We start from the raw sequence: 20,334 nt of genomic DNA, 5'->3' as shown, positions 1-20,334 counted from the left end.
GAACGCAAAGTGTTAAATAAAGTTCTGCCCCTGTTGCTGCTGATCGCTGCGCCGGCTCTGGCGGCCAAACCCGTCCTCACCGTGTATACCTACGACTCGTTCGCCGCCGACTGGGGCCCCGGTCCGGCAGTGAAAAAAGCCTTTGAGGCCCGCTGCGGCTGTGAGCTGAACTATGTGGCGCTGGAGGATGGCGTATCGCTGCTTAATCGCCTGCGTATGGAAGGAAAGAACAGCAAGGCCGACGTGGTACTGGGGCTGGACAATAACCTGATTCAGGCGGCGGAAAAAACCGGCCTGTTCAGCAAAAGCACGGTGGATACCCGTGCATTGCAGCTGCCGGACGGCTGGCACAATGACACTTTTATCCCGTTTGATTACGGCTACTTCGCGTTCGTTTACGACAAAAACAAGCTAAAGAATCCGCCGCACAGCCTGAAGGAGCTGGTCGAAAGCCCGGAAAAATGGCGGGTGATTTATGAAGACCCGCGCACCAGCACGCCGGGGCTCGGTCTGCTGCTGTGGATGCAGAAAGTGTACGGCGATGAAGCGCCGGCTGCCTGGCAGAAGCTGGCCAGCAAAACCGTGACCGTCACCAAAGGCTGGAGCGAAGCTTATGGTCTGTTCCTCAAAGGCGAAAGCGATCTGGTGCTGAGCTACACCACCTCGCCGGCTTACCACATCATTGAAGAGAAAAAGGATAACTACGCCGCCGCGCCGTTCAGCGAAGGTCACTATCTGCAGGTAGAAGTGGGCGCGCAGCTCGCCAGCAGCAAACAGCCGCAGCTGGCGCAGCAATTCATGCAGTTTATGGTGTCGCCAGCGTTTCAGAGCACCATTCCCACCGGCAACTGGATGTATCCGGTGATCAAAAGCGATTTACCCGCCGGTTATCAGGCGTTGCCGGTGCCTGCTAATGCGCTGCAATACACCCCGACAGAGGTGGCTGACCATCGCGCGGCGTGGATTAGCGCGTGGCAGCGCGCCGTCAGCCGCTGATGCCCGGCTGGCTGCTGCCCGGAGCGCTTAGCGCACTGCTATTGTGTGCGGTCGCGCTGCTGGCGCTCGGTGCCCTGCTGCTTGCCGCGCCGGCCACTGACTGGCGCGCGCTGCTCAGCGATAGCTATCTGCACCATGTGCTGGCGTTCTCCTTTGAGCAGGCGCTGCTGTCAGCGCTGCTCTCGGTGCTGCCGGCCATTCTGCTGGCCCGCGCGCTCTATCGCCGCCGCTTTACCGGCCGCACGCTGCTGTTGCGCCTGTGCGCCATGACGCTGGTGCTGCCGGTGCTGGTCGCCGTATTCGGTCTGCTGAGCGTCTATGGGCGCAGCGGCTGGCTGGCGCAGCTGTGCGCTGCCATCGGTATCGACTATCACTTCTCGCCTTACGGCCTGCGGGGCATTTTGCTGGCGCACGTGTTCTTTAATCTGCCGCTGGCGACGCGCATGCTGCTGCAGGCGCTGGAGAGCATTCCCGGCGAGCAGCGCCAGCTGGCGGCGCAGCTCGGTCTGCGCGGCTGGTCGCTGTTTCGCCTGCTGGAGTGGCCGTGGCTGCGCCGTCCGCTGCTGCCAACGGCGGCGCTGATTTTTATGCTGTGCTTCGCCAGTTTTGCCACTGTGCTGGCACTGGGCGGCGGTCCGCAGGCCACCACGCTGGAGCTGGCCATTTATCAGGCGCTTAGCTTTGATTACGATCCCGGCCGCGCCGCGCTGCTGGCACTGTTGCAGCTCGGCTGCTGTCTGCTGCTGGTGCTGCTCAGCCAGCGCTTCAGTAAAGCGATTCCGGCCGGTAGCCAGACGGTGCGCGGCTGGCGCGATCCGCAGGATTCCTGGCGCGCACGCGTCGCGGATACGTTGCTGATTACGCTGGCGCTGCTGTTATTGCTGCCACCGCTGGCGGCGGTGCTGGTCGACGGCTTACGCGGCGGCATTGCCGGCGCGCTGCAACAGCCCGCGCTGTGGCAGGCCACATGGACGTCGCTGCGCATCGCACTTGGTGCCGGTGTGCTGTGCGTGCTGCTGACCATGATGCTGCTGTGGAGCAGTCGCGAACTGCGCCAGCGTCAGCAGCGCTTCGCCGCGCAGGCCATGGAACTCAGCGGAATGCTGATTCTGGCGATGCCGGGCATCGTGCTGGCGAGTGGGTTCTTCCTGCTGTTCAACGCCACCGTTGGCCTGCCGCAGCGTGCCGATGCGCTGGTGATCTTCACCAACGCGCTGATCGCCATCCCCTACGCCATGAAAGTGCTGGAAAATCCGATGCGCGATCTCAGCGCGCGCTACGCTCAGCTGTGCGCCTCGCTGGGCATCAGTGGGTTTACTCGCCTGCGGCTGATTGAACTGCGGGCGCTGAAACGTCCGCTGGCACAGGCGCTGGCATTTGCCTGCGTGCTGTCGATTGGGGATTTCGGCGTGGTGGCGCTGTTCGGCAGCGCCGATTTCCGCACCCTGCCGTTTTATCTATTCCAGCAGATTGGCGCCTATCGCGGTGCCGATGGCGCGGTGACCGCGCTGCTACTGCTGCTGTTATGCCTGCTGCTGTTTACGCTGATGGAAAAATTACCGGGTCGCCATGCTGACACTGAATAACCTTACTTATCTCTACCAGCATCTGCCGATGCGCTTCAGCTTTAGCGCACAGGCCGGTGAACGTCTCGCCATTCTCGGCCCGAGCGGCGCGGGCAAAAGTACCCTGCTGAGCCTGCTCGGCGGCTTTCTGCCGGTGAGTCAGGGCAGCCTGCTGATCGATGGCGTCGACCATACCCGCAGCGTGCCTTCCGCGCGACCGGTATCGATGCTGTTTCAGGAGAACAATCTGTTTCCGCACCTGACGGTGCAGCAAAATCTGGGGCTGGGCCTGCATCCCGGCCTGAAGCTGACGCGCGAACAGCAGCAGCAGGTACAGCAGATTGCGGAGCAGACCGGGCTGGAATCGATGCTGACGCGTCTGCCCGGCCAGCTCTCCGGCGGTCAGCGCCAGCGCGTGGCGCTGGCGCGCTGCCTGCTGCGTAATCAGCCGGTCCTGCTGCTGGATGAACCGTTTTCGGCACTCGATCCGGCGCTGCGCAGCGAGATGCTGCAGCTGGTGCGCGCGGTGTGCGAGGCGCGCACTATCACGCTGCTGATGGTGTCGCACAGTCTGGAAGATGCGCAGCAGATTGCGTCACGCAGCCTGGTGATTGTTGACGGCCGGGTGTACTGGGATGGCAGCACCGCCAGCCTGCTGCGCGGTGAGAGCCCGGCGGCCGCCATCCTTGGCGTCCAGCCGCGTTAAGCGAAGAACACTTTCCACAGCAGCTGCAGGAAAATCGGCATCATCGGGTGGAACAACAGCGCAATAAAGGCACCCACGCCGATGAGCGCCATCAGCGGAGCCAGCCAGCGCAGCCGCGCCAGTGGCAGATAAGGCGTGGCCCAGTCGACGCTTTTGCCGCTGCGCCACCAGCGCCACAGCAGCCAGCCGCCGATCCACAGCAGCAGCGCCACCGCCAGCAGCAGCCATTTGAAGCTGTCGCCCTGCGCCGCCTGCGGCACGTCGATCGCCACGCCCGCCAGAATGCCCGGCATCAGGTAGGCCGGCGGCCACAGGATGCAGCCGATAATGTTCGGCGGCAGGAATTTACGCACCGGCAGCTCCAGCATGCCGGCCGCCAGCGGAATCAGCGGACGCGTCGGTCCGACAAAGCGCCCCACGAGGATGGTAAACATGCTGTGCTGATGCAGCGCGTGCTCGGTTTTATCCAGCAGCCCTTTGTATTTTTGCAGGTATTTCCAGCGGTGCAGCGGTCCCTGGAATTTCCAGCCAATGCCGTACGACACCCAGTCACCAATCAGACAGCCGGCCAGCCCGGCGGCCCACGCCGGATAGAGCCCGATTTGTCCGCTGCCCACCAGCGCGCCGAGGCTGGCCATCAGGACCGTTCCCGGCAGCAGCAGGCCGACAAACGCCAGCGACTCAAGAAAGGTCACCAGCGCCACGGCAATCAGCGCGTACTCCAGCGATTGCGTAAACAGGTGTTGGATCCAGGCTTCCATAACTATCCTCTGCGGAATATAGAGGCTGGATTGTCCTGAGACAGCCCCACAGCGTCAAGCAATTCCCCGCGCTGCCGCACGCCCGCGCCGCGCAGACGACGGCCCCACCGGCAGTACACTGTATAAACATCCATGATATACTGAAATGAATTCATTCTCCGGAGTTAACGTGACCGAACCGCGCGCAGGATTTTTGCTGACTCGCCACTGGCGGGATACCCCGACCGGCAGCGAAGTGGTGCTGTGGCTGGCCACCGACCAGGGCCCGCAGCGCCTGGTGCTGCCTGCGCAGGAGTCAGTGGCGTTTATTCCCCGGGAGTTCCAGGCGCAAACCGAAGCGCTGATTCGCGACGAGCGCCATACGCGCCTGCAACCGCTGGATCTGAAAGATTTTCGTCGCCGACCGGTGCTGGGACTCTATTGCCGCAGCCACCGACAGCTGCAAAGCATCGAAAAACGCCTGCGTGAAAACGGCATTGCGGTGTATGAAGCAGATATCCGCCCGCCGGAACGCTACCTGATGGAGCGCTTTATCACGGCACCGGTGTGGTTCAGCGGCGAGCCGCGCGGCGACAGCCTCGTCAACGCGCGCCTCAAGCCGCATCCCGATTACCGTCCGCAGCTGAAATGGGTGTCGCTCGACATCGAAACCACCGAGCACGGCGAGCTGTACTGCATCGGGCTGGAGGGCTGCGGCCAGCGCCAGGTGTATATGCTCGGCCCGCCGAACGGTGATGCCAGCCAGCTGGATTTTGAGCTGATTTACCTCGACAGCCGGCCACAGCTGCTGGAGCAGCTTAACGCCTGGTTCGCCCGTCACGATCCCGATGTCATCATCGGCTGGAACGTGGTGCAGTTCGACCTGCGCGTGCTGCAAAAACATGCCGACCGCTACGGTATTCCGCTGCGTCTTGGCCGTCAGCAGCAGCCGCTGGAGTGGCGCGAGCACGGCTTTAAGCCCGGCATGTTCTTCGCTCAGGCCAGCGGCCGGCTGGTGATTGACGGTATCGAGGCGCTGAAATCGGCGTTCTGGGACTTCGCCTCATTCAGCCTGGAAGCGGTGTCGCGCGAGCTGCTGGGCGAAGGCAAAGCCATCAACAATCCGTGGCAGCGCATGGAAGAGATCAACTGGCGCTTTGCCCACGACAAACCGGCGCTGGCCACCTACAACCTGAAGGATTGCGAGCTGGTTACGCGTATTTTCCAGCACACCGCCATCATGCCGTTTTTGCTGGAGCGCGCCACCGTCAATGGCCTGGCGGTGGATCGCCACGGCGGATCGGTGGCGGCGTTCAGCCACCTGTATATTCCACGAATGCACCGCGCCGGCTTTGTCGCGCCCAATCTCGGCGAAGTGGCACCGGAAGCCAGCCCTGGCGGCTACGTGATGGATTCGCGCCCCGGACTGTATGATTCGGTGCTGGTGCTGGATTATAAAAGCCTCTATCCGTCGATCATCCGCACCTTTCTGATTGATCCGGTCGGGCTGGTCGAAGGCCTGGCGCATCCGGACGACGCCGATTCGGTTCCCGGTTTTCGCCACGCGCGCTTTTCGCGCCGCACCCACTGTTTACCGGCGATTGTCGGGCAGATCTGGCAGGGGCGCGAGGCCGCCAAACGTGACGGCAACCAGCCGCTGTCGCAGGCGCTGAAGATCATCATGAACGCTTTTTATGGCGTACTTGGCACCAGCGCCTGTCGCTTTTTCGATCCGCGCCTCGCTTCGTCGATTACCCTGCGCGGCCACGCCATCATGCAGCAAACGCGTGAGCTGATTGAAGCCGAAGGTTTTGACGTGATTTACGGTGACACCGATTCTACTTTTGTCTGGCTGAAAAGCGCCCACAGCGAAGCCGATGCCGCCGCGATCGGCCAGCGGCTGGCCGGGCACGTGAATCGCTGGTGGCAACAGCATCTGCAGCAGACTTACGGTCTCGACAGCGCGCTGGAGCTGGAGTACGAAACCCACTTCAGCCGCTTCCTGATGCCAACCATTCGCGGCGCCGAACAGGGCAGTAAAAAGCGCTACGCCGGACTGATTCGCCGCGACGGCGACGAACGGCTGGTGTTTAAGGGGCTCGAATCGGTGCGCACCGACTGGACGCCGCTGGCGCAGCAGTTCCAGCAGACGCTGTATGGCCGCATCTTCCGCGGTGAACCCTGGCAGGACTACATTCGCGACACGGTAGCACAGCTGCTGGCCGGTGAGCTGGACGATCTGCTGGTGTATAAAAAGCGCCTGCGCCGGCCGCTGAAAGATTACGAACGCAACGTGCCGCCCCACGTGCGTGCCGCGCGCCTCGCCGATGAACATAACCGTAAACTGCAGCGTCCGCTGCAGTATCAGAACGGCGGATCGATCCGCTACGTCATGGCCACCGCCGGGCCGGAGCCGCTGGAAGCGCGCAGCACGCCGCTGGATTACGATCACTACGTCAGCAAGCAGCTGCAGCCGATCGCCGAAGGGATTTTACCGTTTGTCGGCGATGACTTTGCTACACTGATCACCGGGCAACTGGGGCTTTTTTGACAGGTGACGAATGCCCTGCCATCCAGTACCATAGCGCCCTTCCTGATTCTCACCGCGTGCACCAGCTGACCAGATAACTGTCTGGCGGTGGGGTATTGTCTGAGAGCAGGCGAACGTCTTTCTATCTTTTAGAGAATCGAGCAAAAAATATATGGTTTTTACACTGGGTCAACGCTGGATTAGTGATACGGAAAGTGAGCTGGGACTGGGGACAGTCGTGGCGCTGGATACGCGCATGGTCACACTGATGTTTCCCGCCACCGGCGAAAACCGCCTCTATGCCCGTAATGATTCTCCGGTCACCCGCGTGATTTTTAATCCGGGTGATACCGTCACCAGCCACGAAGGCTGGCAGATGCAGGTTGATGAAGTCCGCAACGAAAACGATTTAGTGACTTACATCGGCACGCGTCTTGATACCGACGAAAGCAACGTGGTGCTGCGCGAAGTGATGCTCGACAGCAAACTGGTGTTCAGCAAACCACAGGATCGCCTGTTTGCCGGCCAGCTGGACCGCATGGATCGCTTTGCCCTGCGCTTCCGCGCACGCAAATACCAGAGCGAACAGTATCGCCTGCCGATTAGCGGCCTGCGCGGCATGCGCACCAACCTGATTCCGCATCAGCTGCACATCGCATATGACGTTGGTCGCCGTCACGCGCCGCGCGTGCTGCTGGCCGATGAAGTCGGCCTCGGTAAAACCATTGAAGCCGGGATGATTATTCAGCAGCAGCTGCTGGCCGGACGCGCCGAGCGCGTACTGATCGTGGTGCCGGAAACCCTGCAGCACCAGTGGCTGGTGGAGATGCTGCGCCGCTTCAACCTGCGCTTTGCCCTGTTCGACGACGATCGCTACACCGAAGCGCAGCACGACAGCGACAACCCATTTGATACCGAGCAGCTGATTATCTGCTCGCTGGATTTTGTCCGCCGCAATAAGCAGCGGCTGGAGCTGCTGGCCGAAGCTGACTGGGATCTGCTGGTGGTCGACGAAGCGCACCATCTGGCATGGAGCGAAGCCGCGCCGAGCCGCGAATATCAGGTTATCGAACAGCTGGCGGAAAAGACCGCCGGCGTGCTGCTGCTGACCGCGACGCCGGAACAGCTCGGCATGGAGAGCCACTTTGCCCGCCTGCGTCTGCTGGACCCGAATCGTTTCCACGATTTCGCGCAGTTCGTGGCCGAGCAGCAGCACTATCGCCCGGTGGCAGACGCCGTCAGTACGCTGCTGGCCGATCACGCCATCAGCAAAGAGGAGATGAACCTGATCAACGACCTGGTCGGCGAGCAGGACATCGAGCCGCTGCTGCAGGTGGCGAACAGCGATCGCGACGGCAAAGACGACGCGCGCAAAGAGCTGATTTCAATGCTGATGGATCGCCACGGCACCAGCCGCGTGCTGTTCCGTAACACGCGTAACGGTGTGAAGGGCTTCCCGAAACGCGAACTGCATCAGATTCGCCTGCCGCTGCCAGCGCAGTATCAGACGGCGATTAAAGTCTCCGGCATTATGGCGGCGCGCAAAACGGCGGAAGAGCGCGCGCGCGACATGCTGTATCCCGAGCAGATTTATCAGGAATTTGAAGGCGACAGCGGCACCTGGTGGAACTTCGACCCGCGCGTTGAGTGGCTGATGGGCTACCTCACCAGCAACCGTAAAGAGAAAGTGCTGGTGATTTGCGCCAAAGCGGCCACTGCGCTGCAGCTGGAGCAGGTGCTGCGCGAGCGCGAAGGCATCCGCGCCGCGGTGTTCCATGAAGGGCTATCGATTATCGAACGCGACCGCGCGGCCGCCTTCTTCGCTTCGCAGGAAGATGGCGCCCAGGTGCTGCTGTGTTCGGAGATCGGCTCGGAAGGGCGTAATTTCCAGTTCGCCAGCCGGCTGGTGATGTTCGATTTACCGTTTAACCCGGATCTGCTCGAGCAGCGTATCGGCCGTCTCGATCGTATCGGCCAGCTGCATGACATCCAGATTCTGGTGCCGTGGCTGGAGAAAACCGCCCAGGCAGTGCTGCTGCGCTGGTACCATGAAGGGCTGGACGCGTTTGAGCACACCTGCCCGACCGGCCGCACCATCTACGACAGCGCCTACCCGCAGCTGATTGAGTATCTGGCCGCGCCGGACAACCCGCAGGGGCTGGACGACTTCATCGCCCAGAGCCGCAAACAGCATGACACGCTGAAGGCGCAGCTGGAGCAGGGGCGCGACCGTCTGCTGGAGCTGAACTCGAACGGCGGCGAAGCCGCGCAGGCGCTGGCCGATGCCATCGGCGAGCAGGATAACGACACCGAGCTGGTGAACTTTGCGCTCAACCTGTTTGATATCGTCGGCATCAACCAGGAAGATCGCAGCGATAACCTGATCGTCCTGACGCCGTCTGACCACATGCTGGTGCCGGATTTCCCCGGCCTGCCGGAAGATGGCTGCACCGTAACCTTTAACCGTAACCAGGCGCTGTCACGCGAAGATACCCAGTTCATTACCTGGGAACATCCGCTGATTCGCAACGGTCTCGACCTGATTCTCTCCGGCGATACCGGCAGCTGTGCGCTGTCGCTGCTGAAGAACAAGGCGCTGCCGGTCGGCACGCTGCTGGTAGAGATGATCTATGTGGTCGAAGCACAGGCGCCGAAGCACCTGCAGCTTACCCGCTTCCTGCCGCCCACGCCGGTCCGCCTGCTGATGGATCGCGCCGGAAATAACCTCGCCGGCAAGGTGGAATTCGAAAGCTTTAACCGTCAGCTCAACGCAGTCAATCGCCATACCGGCAGCAAGCTGGTGAACGCGGTGCAGCAGGATGTGCATCACATCCTGACGCAGGCGGAAAAAGTCATCGTACCGGAAGCGCAGGCGCTGATTGCGGCGGCCAAAGCCGAAGCCGATGAGAAGCTGAGCGCCGAGCTGTCGCGCCTCGAAGCGCTGAAAGCGGTCAACCCCAACATCCGTGATGATGAGGTTGATGCGCTGGAGAGCAACCGCGAGCAGGTGCTGGCCAGCCTCGGTGAAGCCGGCTGGCGGCTGGATGCGCTGCGTCTGATCGTTGTGACACACCAATAATCGCTGAGGCCGCGCCCAATCATGCTGATGGAACCCTACAATCCGCCGCTCGACCCCTGGCTGCATATTCTGTATCAGGACGAGCACATCATGGTGGTTAACAAGCCGAGCGGTTTGCTGTCGGTGCCTGGCCGCCTTGAGGAGCACAAGGACAGCGTGATGACGCGCATCCAGCGTGATTTTCCGCAGGCGGAGTCGGTGCACCGGCTCGATATGGCCACCAGCGGTGTGATTGTGGTGGCGCTGACCAAGGCGGCCGAGCGCGAGCTGAAGCGGCAGTTTCGCGAGCGCGAGCCCGCGAAGCAGTACGTGGCGCGCGTCTGGGGACATCCGGCGGCGGAACAGGGTATGATCGATCTGCCGCTGATTTGCGACTGGCCTAACCGGCCGAAGCAGATGGTGAGTGTGGAGCTGGGTAAGCCGGCGCAGACGGAGTATCAGGTGCTGGCGTATGACGCCGATAACAGCGCGCGGGTGCAGCTGAAGCCGATCACCGGCCGTTCCCACCAGCTGCGCGTGCATCTGCTGGCGCTGGGGCATCCGATTCTCGGCGATCGCTTCTATGCCCATCCCGAAGCGTTAGCCATGGCGCCACGCCTGCAGCTGCACGCCGAATCGCTGACCATTACCCATCCGGCGTTTGGCAACAGCATGACGTTCCGTCAGCCGGCCGATTTTTAAGGGGCCGCAGCCCCTTATTTAAAGCCCTTCTCTTTGCGAATCAGGTCGTACGCGGCCTGAATCTCCTGCGCTTTCTGCTTCGCCATCTCCATCATCTCCGGCGGCAGACCTTTCGCCACCAGCTTATCCGGATGGTGCTCGGCCATCAGCTTGCGGTAGGCGCGCTTAATGGTGGTGCTGTCGTCGCTGCTTTTCACCCCCAGCACGCTGCAGGCATCTTCCAGCGTCGGGCCACGTTTCGCCTGCTGATAAGCGCCGCCGCCGTACGACGAACCGCCACCAAACTGCTGACCGCCCTCCATCATGCGCAGGAACTGGTCGAACTGCGCGCGGGAAATCCCCAGCTCTTCCGCGATGACGTATAGCACCTGACGCTCGTTGGGATGCAGCGAACCATCAGCAAACGCCGCCTGGATTTGAATTTCCAGAAACATCCGAATCAGATCGAAACGGCCAAAGCAGGCGCTGCGCAGCTCGCGCAGTTTATTACGTAACGGATATTCGCTCTGCTTACCCTCACGAAACGCACGCTGCGCCGCGGTACGCGCCTCGCCATGCAGCTGCATGCGATCCATAAATAAAGAGGCAATCTGGATATCCGCTTCGGTGACGCGCCCTTTTGACTTGGTCAGATGGCCCATCACCTGGAACGTGGTGCTGAAGAACAGCGTCTGACGCGCCTGATTATTGGCGAAGTAGCCCTGTCCTTTTACGCTGCGCACTTTGTCAAACAGATGACCAATGATCAGACCCAGTACGATGCCCCAAAAGCCTGCTCCGGAAAGTAAGCCGAGAGCCAGACCAATAACTTTTCCCCAGTAGCGCATAAACTCCTCAATTCGCCATGCTTGCGGCTGAAAATTGCATTATCATACCTGTCATTTATCTCCGCGCCTAACGGCAACGCAGGCAGAGCAGGATTAACACTGGCGCAACGCCGGGCGGTACGTTAGTCTCTGTCCGGATTGTCGGCATGATGCCAGTTTTCATGGAATTATCGAAACCGCGTATGAAAAAACGTATACCTACCCTGCTGGCTACCATGATTGGTGCAGCGCTTTATAGTCAGCATGCACTGGCCGACGATCTGATGTCGCAGTGTATGCTGGGCGTGCCGAGCTACAACCGTCCGCTGGTCAGTGGCGACGCGAATTCGCTGCCGGTAACCATCAACTCTGACTCAGCAAAAGGGAACTATCCGAACGACGCGGTGTTCACCGGTAATGTTGATGTGCAGCAGGGGAACAGCCGTCTGGTTGCCGACGAGATGCAGCTGCATCAGCGTCAGCAGGACGGACAAACGACGCCGGTGCGTACCGTCGATGCGCTAGGTAATGTGCACTATGACGACAACCAGGTCATCCTGAAAGGTCCGAAAGCCTGGTCCAATCTGAACACCAAAGACACCAACGTGTGGAACGGTAATTATCAGATGGTCGGCCGTCAGGGTCGCGGTGATGCTGACCAGATGAAACTGCGCGGTAATAACCGCTATACCATTCTGGAAAACGGCAGCTTTACCTCCTGTCTGCCGGGTTCCAACAGCTGGAGCGTGGTCGGTTCGGAAGTGATTCAGGACCGTGAAGAAGAAGTGGCGGAGATCTGGAATGCGCGCTTCAAGCTCGGCAACGTGCCGGTGTTTTACAGCCCGTATCTGCAGCTGCCGATTGGCGACCGCCGCCGCTCCGGCTTCCTGATCCCCAACGCGAAATACGGCAGCAACAACGGCTTCGAATTCATGCTGCCGTACTACTGGAACATCGCGCCTCAGGCCGATGCCACTATTACGCCGCACTATATGAGCAAGCGCGGTCTGCAGTTGCAGAACGAGTTCCGCTACCTGACGCAGTTTGGTGCCGGCCTGTTAGAGCTGGACTATCTGCCGTCTGACAATCAGTACAACAAAGATAAAGCCGCGCGACCATCGGTGCAGAACGACAGCAACGACGACCGCTGGCTGTTTTACTGGCGTCACTCCGGCGTCTACGATCAGCACTGGCGCTTCAACGCCGACTACACCAAAGTCAGCGATCCTTATTACTTCAACGATCTTGATTCGAAGTACTACAGCTCGACTGACGGCTACGCCACGCAGAAATTCAGCGTAGGCTACGCTGACACCAACTGGGATGCGACGCTGTCCAGCAAAGACTTCCAGGTGTTTGGTAATACCAGCAGCCAGAACGTGTATCGGGCGATGCCGCAGCTGGATGTCAATCTGTACCAGAACGATATCGGGCCGTTTGACGGTCGCATCTATGCGCAGGCGGTGAAGTTCACTAACGTCAGTAACCGAATGCCGGAAGCGACGCGTTTGCACATCGAGCCAACGCTCAACCTGCCGCTGTCCAACGGCTGGGCCAGCCTGGATACCGAGGCAAAGCTGCTGGCGACGCATTACCAGCAGGATAACGTTAATTACTACAACGAAAATATCGATACCACCCGCACCAACCAGCTGAAAGAGTCGGTCAACCGCACCCTGCCACAGTTCAAGGTAGATGGTCGCCTGGTATTTGACCGCAATATGGACTGGGCCGAAGGCTACACCCAGACGCTGGAACCGCGCGTGCAGTACCTGTATATCCCGTACCGCAACCAGAGCAACATCTATCCGTACGACTCCACACTGCTGCAGACCGACTACACTGGCCTGTTCCGCGATCGCACCTACAGCGGCCTCGATCGTATCGCTTCGTCTAACGAAGTGGCGACCGGCGTGACCACGCGTATTTATGATAACGATCTGGTTGAACGTTTTAACGTTTCCGTGGGTCAAATCTACTCGTTTACCCCGTCTCGTACCGGCGTAAACCAGACGAATAAAGAAGATGATACCGGTAGCCTGGTGTGGGCGGGTGATACTTACTGGAAAGTCAGCGATCGCTGGGGCGTACGCGGTGGCCTGCAATACGATACGCGGCTGGACAACGTTTCCCAGGGCAATGCCATTGTGGAATACCGTCGTGATGCCGACCGTATGGTGCAGCTGAGCTATCGCTACAGCAGCCCGGAGTATGTGGCGCAGGCGTTGAATAACCCCAGCTATGTCACTAACCCGATCTACAAAAACGGTATCTCGCAGGTGGGCGCCACGGCCAGCTGGCCGATTGCCGATGCCTGGTCGCTGGTGGGGGGTTACTACTATGACACCCGCAACAGCCGTCCGGCCGAGCAGCTAGTCGGTCTGCAGTACAGCTCCTGCTGCTACGCCATTCGTCTGGGTTACGAACGCAAGATCAACGGTTGGGAAAACAACGACAGCAAGTATGACAACCAAATCTCATTCAACATTGAGCTGCGTGGTCTGAGTTCTAACTATGGCTTAGGCACCAATGAAATGCTGCGTCAGGGCATCATCCCTTATCAGCGCGCTTTCTGATGTTGTGATATTTGACAGGCTATCCCGCAGTGCGGAAACAACAATGGATAAAGTATGAAGAACTGGAGAATGCTGATTCTTGGTGTGGCGATCACCGCTAACACTGCGTTCGCAGCCCCACAGATGGTCGATAAAGTTGCCGCAGTCGTGAACAACGGCGTGGTGCTGGAAAGTGACGTAGACAACATGCTGCGCACGGTGAAGTCACAGGCGCAGCAGGCTGGTCAGCAGCTGCCGGATGACAAAACCCTGCGTCATCAGATCCTTGAACGCCAGGTCATGGACGCCATCATTCTGCAGATGGGCGAAAAAGCCGGTCTGCAGGTGAGCGATCAGCAACTGGATCAGGCGATCCAGAACATCGCCGCGCAGAACCGCATGAGCGTTGATCAGCTGCGCAGCCGTCTGGCCTATGACGGGATGAACTACAACGATTATCGCGCGCAGATCCGCAAAGAGATGCTGATCTCTGAAGTGCGTAACAATGAAGTGCGCCGTCGCGTCACCATTCTGCCGCAGGAAGTGGATACGCTGGCTAAGCAGATCGGCTCGCAGAATACCCAGGGCACCGAACTTAACATCAGTCAGATTCTGCTGCCGCTGCCGGAAAATCCAACTCAGCAGCAGGTTGATGACCAGGAAGCGCTGGCGCGTCAGCTGGTGGGTGAACTGAAAGGCGGTGCCGATTTCGGTAAACTGGCCGTGACCTACTCTGCCGATCCGCAGGCGCTGAAAGGCGGCAACATGGGCTGGGGCAAAATTGAAGAGCTGCCAACGCTGTTCTCGCAGGCGCTGAGCAGCGCGAAGAAAGGCGACATCGTCGGCCCAATCCGCTCCGGCGTTGGCTTCCATATCCTGAAAGTGAACGACCTGCGCGGTGAGAGCAAAAACATTTCGGTCACCGAAGTGCATGCCCGCCACATTCTGCTGAAGCCGTCACCGATCCTTACCGACGATCAGGCACGTCAGAAGATTGAACAGATCGCCGCAGACATCAAGAGTGGCAAAACCACCTTCGCCGCTGCCGCGAAACAGTTCTCCGACGATCCGGGTTCAGCGAACCAGGGCGGCGACCTTGGCTGGGCGTCACCGGAAATCTACGATCCGGCGTTCCGTGATGCGTTGCTGAAGCTGCAGAAAGGCCAGGTCAGTGCGCCAGTCCACTCCTCCTTCGGCTGGCACCTGATTCAGCTGCTGGATACCCGTCAGGTGGATAAAACCGATGCCGCGCAGAAAGAGCGCGCGTACCGTCTGCTGTTCAACCGTAAGTTTGCCGAAGAAGCGCAAACCTGGATGCAGGAACAGCGCGCCAGTGCTTACGTGAAGATTCTGGATGGCAATGGTCAGTAATTATCGTGTGGCGATCACGCCCGGCGAACCCGCCGGGATTGGTCCCGATCTCGCCGTTGCGCTGGCTCAGCGTGACTGGCCGGTTGAGCTGGTGGTGTGCGCAGACGGCGACGTGCTGCGCCAGCGCGCGGCTCAACTGGGTTTGCCGCTGACGCTGCGTGACTATCAGCCCGGCGTGGCACCGCAGCCGCAGCAGGCCGGTACGCTGACGCTGCTGCCCATCGCGACGGCGCAGCCGGTGACCGCCGGCGAACTGACGGTCGCCAACGGTCATTACGTACTGGAGACGCTGGCCCGCGCCTGCGACGGCTGCCTCAGCGGCGAGTTTGCCGCGCTGGTGACCGGTCCGGTACACAAAGGCGTGATCAATGACGCCGGCATCCCCTTCACCGGCCACACCGAGTTCTTTGCTGAGCGCGCCGGTGGCGATCGCGTGGTGATGATGCTGGCGACCGAAGCGTTGCGCGTGGCGCTGGCCACCACGCATCTGCCGCTGAAAGATGTCGCGGACGCCATCACCCGTGACAGCCTGCATGAAGTGATCACCATCCTGCATCAGGATTTGCAGCGTAAGTTTGGCATTGCGCAGCCGCATATCTTTGTCTGCGGCCTCAACCCGCATGCCGGCGAAAGCGGTCACATGGGCCGGGAAGAGATCGATACCATCATTCCGGCGCTCGACGAACTGCGCCAGCAGGGCCTGCAGCTCACCGGTCCGTTACCGGCCGATACGCTGTTTCAGCCGAAATATCTGCAGCACGCTGATGCGGTGCTGGCGATGTATCATGACCAGGGCCTGCCGGTGCTAAAATTTCAGGGATTTGGTCGCGCGGTGAATATCACCCTCGGCCTGCCATTTATCCGTACCTCTGTTGACCACGGCACCGCGCTGGAACTCGCCGGTCTGGGCAGCGCAGAGCCGGGCAGCTTTATTACGGCGCTTAACCTCGCCATCACTATGATCAAGAGCAGTAATGAATAATCGCGTCCATCAGGGGCACTACGCCCGTAAACGTTTCGGGCAGAACTTCCTGAACGATCAGTACATTATCGACAGCATCGTCTCCGCTATTCATCCGCAAAAGGGTGAAGCCATGGTGGAGATTGGCCCAGGGCTGGGTGCGTTAACCGAGCCGGTGGGCGAGCGTCTTGATGCGCTGACTGTCGTCGAGCTGGACCGCGACCTTGCCGCGCGTTTGCAGACGCACCCGTTCCTCGGTCCTAAGCTGACGATTTATCAGCAGGATGCGATGACCTTCGACTTCTCCGCGCTGTCAAAGGAGCAGGGTCAGCCGCTGCGCGTGTTCGGCAACCTGCCGTACAACATCTCGACGCCGCTGATGTTCCACCTTTTCAGCTATACTGGTTCGATTAAAGATATGCACTTCATGCTGCAGAAAGAGGTGGTTAACCGTCTGGTGGCCGGCCCGGGCAGCAAGGCTTACGGGCGTCTCAGCGTGATGGCGCAATATTATTGTCAGGTGATTCCGGTGCTGGAAGTGCCACCACAATCGTTCACCCCGCCACCGAAAGTGGATTCGGCGGTAGTGCGTCTGGTGCCCTTTACCCAGGCACCGTATCCGGTCAGCGATGTGCGTTTACTGAGCCGTATCACCACCGAAGCGTTTGGTCAGCGACGCAAAACCCTGCGTAACAGCCTGGGACACCTGTTCACGGCCGGTGCGCTGGATGAACTCAACATCGACGCCTCGCTGCGGGCAGAAAATGTCACCGTGGCGCAGTATTGCCAGCTGGCAAACTGGCTGGGCAATCATCAGGCTGAATCTGCGGAGAACTGAGTGCATGAGTGAACTGGCCCGCGTTTGTGTTCAGGTACTGAGTCAGTATGTGGAATCGCAATCCTCTCCCGATGAGGATCGTTACGTGTTTGCCTACACCATCACTATTCGTAATCTCGGGCGCAACAGCGTGCAGCTGCGCAGCCGCTACTGGCTGATCACCAATGGCAACGGGCGCGAGACCGAAGTGCAGGGTGAAGGCGTGGTCGGTGAGCAGCCGCATATCGCGCCCGGCAATGAGTTTCAGTACACCAGCGGTGCGGTTCTGGAAACGCCGATGGGCACCATGCAGGGACACTATGTGATGATCGACGAAGAGGGCGAGACCTTCCACGTGGAGATTCCGGTGTTCCGCCTCGCGGTGCAAACCCACATTCACTAATTCCTCCTCCGCCCGGCCAGTCCGGGCGGCGCGTTTTCATCGGACTGACTTAATGAGTACATACCTGATTGGCGATATTCACGGCTGTTATGACGAATTACGTGCGCTGCTGGCGCAGGTCAATTTCGATGCGCAGCAGGACGAGCTATGGCTGACCGGCGACCTGGTGGCGCGCGGTCCGGGTTCGCTTGAGGTACTGCGCTACGTCAAGTCGCTCGGAGACTGTGTGCGCATGGTGCTGGGCAACCATGACCTGCATTTGCTGGCAGTGTATGCCGGTATCAGCCGTAACAAGCCCAAGGATCGCCTGACGCCCCTGCTGGAAGCGGACGATGCCGACGAGCTGATTAACTGGCTGCGTCGCCAGCCGCTGCTGCAGGTGGATGAAGAGAAAAAGCTGCTGATGGCGCATGCTGGCATTACGCCGCAGTGGGATCTGGAGACGGCACAGCAGTGCGCGCGCGAAGTTGAGGCGGTCTTGTCCAGCGACAGCTATCCGCTGTTTCTCGATGCCATGTATGGCGACATGCCGAACAACTGGACACCGGAACTGAGCGGACTGGCGCGCCTGCGTTTCAGCACCAATGCGCTGACGCGCATGCGTTTCTGTTTTCCTAATGGTCAGCTCGATATGATCTGCAAAGAGGCACCCGCCTCAGCGCCGCCACCGCTGAAACCGTGGTTTCAGGTGCCCGGCAAAATCAGCAGCGATTATACGCAAATCTTTGGTCACTGGGCTTCGCTGGAAGGAAAAGGCACGCCAGAGCATGTGATCGGGCTCGACACCGGCTGCTGCTGGGGCGGAACGCTGACCCTGCTGCACTGGGAGAGCGGCCAGTATTACACCCAGGTCTCGAACCGTGACCAGGCCATGGCGGAAAGCGCGGTGAATGCGCCCTCCCCCCTGAGCGATATGCAGTAAACAAAAAGCCCCGCGATGTTAGCGGGGCTTTTTTTCGGTCGCCATAAATGGCGACCCTACAGCGACAATCTGTACCGTGACAGCCATCAGCCTGATATTGCACAGGTTTATCGCGTCATAATCCCTATCGTTGTAGGGTGCGCATTTATGCGCACCTGGAAGGTCATAAACAGCGATTGATCCCTGCCTTTACAGGCTGCGCATTTATGCGCACCTGGCCACAATCAACGGCGGCGATCCAGAATCTCAAAGCAGTAACTGTGCGAATTCTGCGCATCGGCATCGTGGAACTCACTGAACGTCGACTGCCACTCGTCCGGCTCGTAATCCGGGAACTGGGTGTCGCCTTCCACTTCCGCATCGATATGCGTCAGATAGAGACGATCGGCGCGCGCCAGCATCTGCGCATAAATCCGGCCACCACCAATCACCATGATCTCTTCTGCCTCACCCGCTGCGGCAATTGCCTCTTCCGGCGACGTTACCCAGGTCACGCCGTCATGGTTGCCGGGCTGGCTGCTGACCACAATATTCAGGCGTCCCGGTAACGGGCGACCAATCGATTCAAAGGTCAGACGGCCCATAATCACCGGTTTGTTCAGCGTGTTGCGCTTGAACCACGCGAGGTCGGCAGGCAGGTGCCATGGCATGGCGTTTTCCATGCCAATAATACGATCTGCTGCCAGTGCCGCGATCAAACTAATCATGTTAAAAGACCTACAGGAAAAAAATTGGCGCAATGATACGTAAAGGTGAAACTTTCGTCGATAGGACGACCGTGCTATTTACGTAAAGCCCGCTTGGCTCGGCGTTTTGTCTGACCGACAGAGTTTTACTCCGGCTTTGCGGCCGTTAGCGGAAAGAGCCGCCAGAATTCGCGGTGAAGGCGCTACAACTCAGGGTGATGCTCCACGCTGCCCGCGCGCTGTGTAAAGAAAAGCGCACTGTGCCCGCCCCAAAAAAAACGGCTCCCGCAGGAGCCGTTGATTTACGCATCAGAAATCGTAGCGCAGGCGCACCAGATTAACGTTGCCCAGTGATTTATCGGTACTGGAGGTGATCACATATTCGTAGTCGACGCGGAAACCGTAGTCGAGCTGCGCGCTGACGCCCACGCCGTTATCGATACGCTTGTAGTTACGTCCGTTGACGAACTCCAGGCGATCGCCCATGAAGTACGGCTGGATGCTCTTCACGGCATACTGGCCGATCGGGAATTTATAACCGGCGAAGTATTCAACGCCCCACGCATCATCCGCGAAGTAGTTGTTAACGGTGTTGCGTTTGGTTGGCGAGAAGTTCTGATACCAGCCCGCACCGGCCGACAGCGTCCAGTTGTCCGGCGTCCAGCTCAGCGCGGTGCCGTAGATATTCTGGTCGTAACGCTTGCTGTCGCCATTGCCCGGATTGCGGATATCCGCACGGGTGTAGTTCCACGCGGTGCCCCACGCCAGATCTTTGGTGATGTGATAGTTCACGCCCAGCGAACCGCCGCCCTTGCGCTTGTAGCGCAGGCCGTTGCCCGGCAGATAGTCGTCATCTTCAAACAGATAAGCGGCATAGACATCCGCATCGCCAAAGGTGTTTTTATACTTCAGCATCTTGCGCGAGCGGTAAGATCCGTCGTAGTCACCGTTGATGCCGTTACCCGGTGCCTGGGCCAGCATATCGTAGTCCCAGATATCGGTTTTAGCGCCGACAACATCGTAATAAACGCTGTTCTGCTGGCCAAAATAGAGCTCGCCCAGCGATGCGCTTTTGAAACCGGTATACAGCTGGCGACGCGTGGTGTTGTGGGCGCCGTCCGCATAGTGGTTATCCCAGCCCCACCATGCCGGGAAGTTAACGCCCAACTCGTAGTAACCCACCCAGCTGACATCGTCAAACAGGTAGTAGTTGGCGCTGAAGCGGAAACGTGAACCGCCGTCGTAGCCGTTACGCTTATACGATTTATCGTTAACCCCGTTCTGATGCAGATACTGCGGACGAATACTGCCGCCCACTTTGAAATCAAGACGGCTAAGCGGATCGCCGGCCTGCGGATCCTGCTTCAGCAGGGTGATTTCCGCCTGACTGGCGAGAGGTGCAGCAACAAGTAACGCAGCCACTGCGCTGAGAGTGAAAGCACGCATTTTCATTTTTATATCCCGTTAAGGTGAGCGCTCTATGAGTGAGCAGCGAAATAGTACGGTGCGCTTAGCG

General features: G+C 59.6%; 16 protein-coding genes. 12 read left to right on the top strand and 4 right to left on the bottom strand.

The annotated features are described in order from the left end of the window. Nucleotides 1-9 precede the first annotated feature (9 nt). Genes thiB through thiQ form a run of 3 tightly spaced genes read left to right on the top strand, consistent with a single transcriptional unit; the run spans nucleotide 10 to nucleotide 3,267 of the window. Nucleotides 10-996: a thiamine ABC transporter substrate binding subunit gene (gene thiB, locus F3J36_RS13095; protein WP_125308882.1), complete on the top strand. Its 987-nt coding sequence runs from the start codon at nucleotides 10-12 to the stop codon at nucleotides 994-996. Further along, complete coding sequence (thiP, locus tag F3J36_RS13090) at nucleotides 972-2,582, top strand: thiamine/thiamine pyrophosphate ABC transporter permease ThiP (RefSeq protein WP_166719840.1); 1,611 nt, start codon at nucleotides 972-974, stop codon at nucleotides 2,580-2,582. The genes thiB and thiP overlap by 25 nt, the downstream gene beginning before the upstream one ends. Next, nucleotides 2,566-3,267 carry a thiamine ABC transporter ATP-binding protein ThiQ gene (gene thiQ / locus F3J36_RS13085; RefSeq protein WP_058774834.1) on the top strand — a complete coding sequence of 234 codons (702 nt, stop codon included), beginning with the start codon at nucleotides 2,566-2,568 and terminating at the stop codon, nucleotides 3,265-3,267. The genes thiP and thiQ overlap by 17 nt, the downstream gene beginning before the upstream one ends. Here the strand turns inward: thiQ and F3J36_RS13080 are convergent. Continuing rightward, nucleotides 3,264-4,028, bottom strand: coding sequence for a DedA family protein (locus tag F3J36_RS13080; protein WP_021507580.1), 765 nt, complete (start codon nucleotides 4,026-4,028; stop codon nucleotides 3,264-3,266). The two genes, thiQ and F3J36_RS13080, sit on opposite strands and share 4 nt — an antisense overlap. A 169-nt stretch (nucleotides 4,029-4,197) precedes the next feature. Here F3J36_RS13080 and polB point away from each other — a divergent pair, with 169 nt between their 5' ends. The 3 genes from polB to rluA all read left to right on the top strand — a co-directional run bounded on the left by polB (nucleotide 4,198) and on the right by rluA (nucleotide 10,297). Next, on the top strand, nucleotides 4,198-6,558 hold the full coding sequence (gene polB, locus F3J36_RS13075; RefSeq protein WP_166719839.1) for a DNA polymerase II: 2,361 nt from the start codon (nucleotides 4,198-4,200) through the stop codon (nucleotides 6,556-6,558). A gap of 151 nt (nucleotides 6,559-6,709) precedes the next feature. Next, nucleotides 6,710-9,616: an RNA polymerase-associated protein RapA gene (gene rapA / locus F3J36_RS13070; protein ID WP_166719838.1), complete on the top strand. Its 2,907-nt coding sequence runs from the start codon at nucleotides 6,710-6,712 to the stop codon at nucleotides 9,614-9,616. Nucleotides 9,617-9,637: 21 nt separating this feature from the next. Continuing rightward, the gene (rluA, locus tag F3J36_RS13065) at nucleotides 9,638-10,297 is read left to right on the top strand and encodes a bifunctional tRNA pseudouridine(32) synthase/23S rRNA pseudouridine(746) synthase RluA (RefSeq protein ID WP_021507583.1); all 660 of its coding nucleotides are present in this window, start codon (nucleotides 9,638-9,640) and stop codon (nucleotides 10,295-10,297) included. A gap of 14 nt (nucleotides 10,298-10,311) precedes the next feature. Here the strand turns inward: rluA and djlA are convergent, their stop codons facing one another. Further along, entirely contained in the window at nucleotides 10,312-11,124 is an 813-nt protein-coding gene (djlA, locus tag F3J36_RS13060; RefSeq protein ID WP_021312869.1) for a co-chaperone DjlA, read from the bottom strand. A 182-nt stretch (nucleotides 11,125-11,306) separates the two neighbouring features. Here djlA and lptD point away from each other — a divergent pair, with 182 nt between their 5' ends. The 6 genes from lptD to apaH are packed head-to-tail and all read left to right on the top strand — an operon-like array spanning nucleotide 11,307 to nucleotide 18,132. Continuing rightward, entirely contained in the window at nucleotides 11,307-13,679 is a 2,373-nt protein-coding gene (lptD, locus tag F3J36_RS13055) for an LPS assembly protein LptD (protein ID WP_230857095.1), read from the top strand. Between the two features lie 54 nt (nucleotides 13,680-13,733). Further along, nucleotides 13,734-15,029, top strand: a complete 1,296-nt coding sequence (gene surA / locus F3J36_RS13050; protein ID WP_031279707.1) for a peptidylprolyl isomerase SurA — start codon at nucleotides 13,734-13,736, stop codon at nucleotides 15,027-15,029. After that, the gene (gene pdxA / locus F3J36_RS13045) at nucleotides 15,019-16,011 is read left to right on the top strand and encodes a 4-hydroxythreonine-4-phosphate dehydrogenase PdxA (RefSeq protein WP_166719837.1); all 993 of its coding nucleotides are present in this window, start codon (nucleotides 15,019-15,021) and stop codon (nucleotides 16,009-16,011) included. The genes surA and pdxA overlap by 11 nt, the downstream gene beginning before the upstream one ends. Further along, nucleotides 16,004-16,828, top strand: a complete 825-nt coding sequence (gene rsmA / locus F3J36_RS13040) for a 16S rRNA (adenine(1518)-N(6)/adenine(1519)-N(6))-dimethyltransferase RsmA (protein WP_166719836.1) — start codon at nucleotides 16,004-16,006, stop codon at nucleotides 16,826-16,828. Before pdxA ends, rsmA begins: the two co-directional genes overlap by 8 nt. Nucleotides 16,829-16,832: 4 nt before the next feature. Further along, nucleotides 16,833-17,210, top strand: a complete 378-nt coding sequence (apaG, locus tag F3J36_RS13035; protein WP_021507588.1) for a Co2+/Mg2+ efflux protein ApaG — start codon at nucleotides 16,833-16,835, stop codon at nucleotides 17,208-17,210. A 52-nt stretch (nucleotides 17,211-17,262) separates the two neighbouring features. Further along, complete coding sequence (gene apaH, locus F3J36_RS13030; protein WP_166719835.1) at nucleotides 17,263-18,132, top strand: bis(5'-nucleosyl)-tetraphosphatase (symmetrical) ApaH; 870 nt, start codon at nucleotides 17,263-17,265, stop codon at nucleotides 18,130-18,132. 224 nt (nucleotides 18,133-18,356) lie between these two features. On the opposite strand, the gene folA is transcribed toward apaH, so the two are convergent. Together folA and F3J36_RS13020 are read right to left on the bottom strand one after the other, a co-directional pair. Next, nucleotides 18,357-18,839 (bottom strand): type 3 dihydrofolate reductase, encoded by a 483-nt coding sequence (gene folA / locus F3J36_RS13025; RefSeq protein ID WP_031279709.1) that lies wholly within the window; start codon nucleotides 18,837-18,839, stop codon nucleotides 18,357-18,359. Between the two features lie 288 nt (nucleotides 18,840-19,127). Further along, on the bottom strand, nucleotides 19,128-20,270 hold the full coding sequence (locus tag F3J36_RS13020) for a porin (RefSeq protein WP_058759645.1): 1,143 nt from the start codon (nucleotides 20,268-20,270) through the stop codon (nucleotides 19,128-19,130). Nucleotides 20,271-20,334 lie beyond the last annotated feature (64 nt).

The organism is Pantoea sp. Cy-640 (assembly GCF_011752635.1).
Taxonomy (GTDB): domain Bacteria; phylum Pseudomonadota; class Gammaproteobacteria; order Enterobacterales; family Enterobacteriaceae; genus Pantoea; species Pantoea dispersa.
This window is presented reverse-complemented; position numbering and strand designations above follow the sequence as displayed.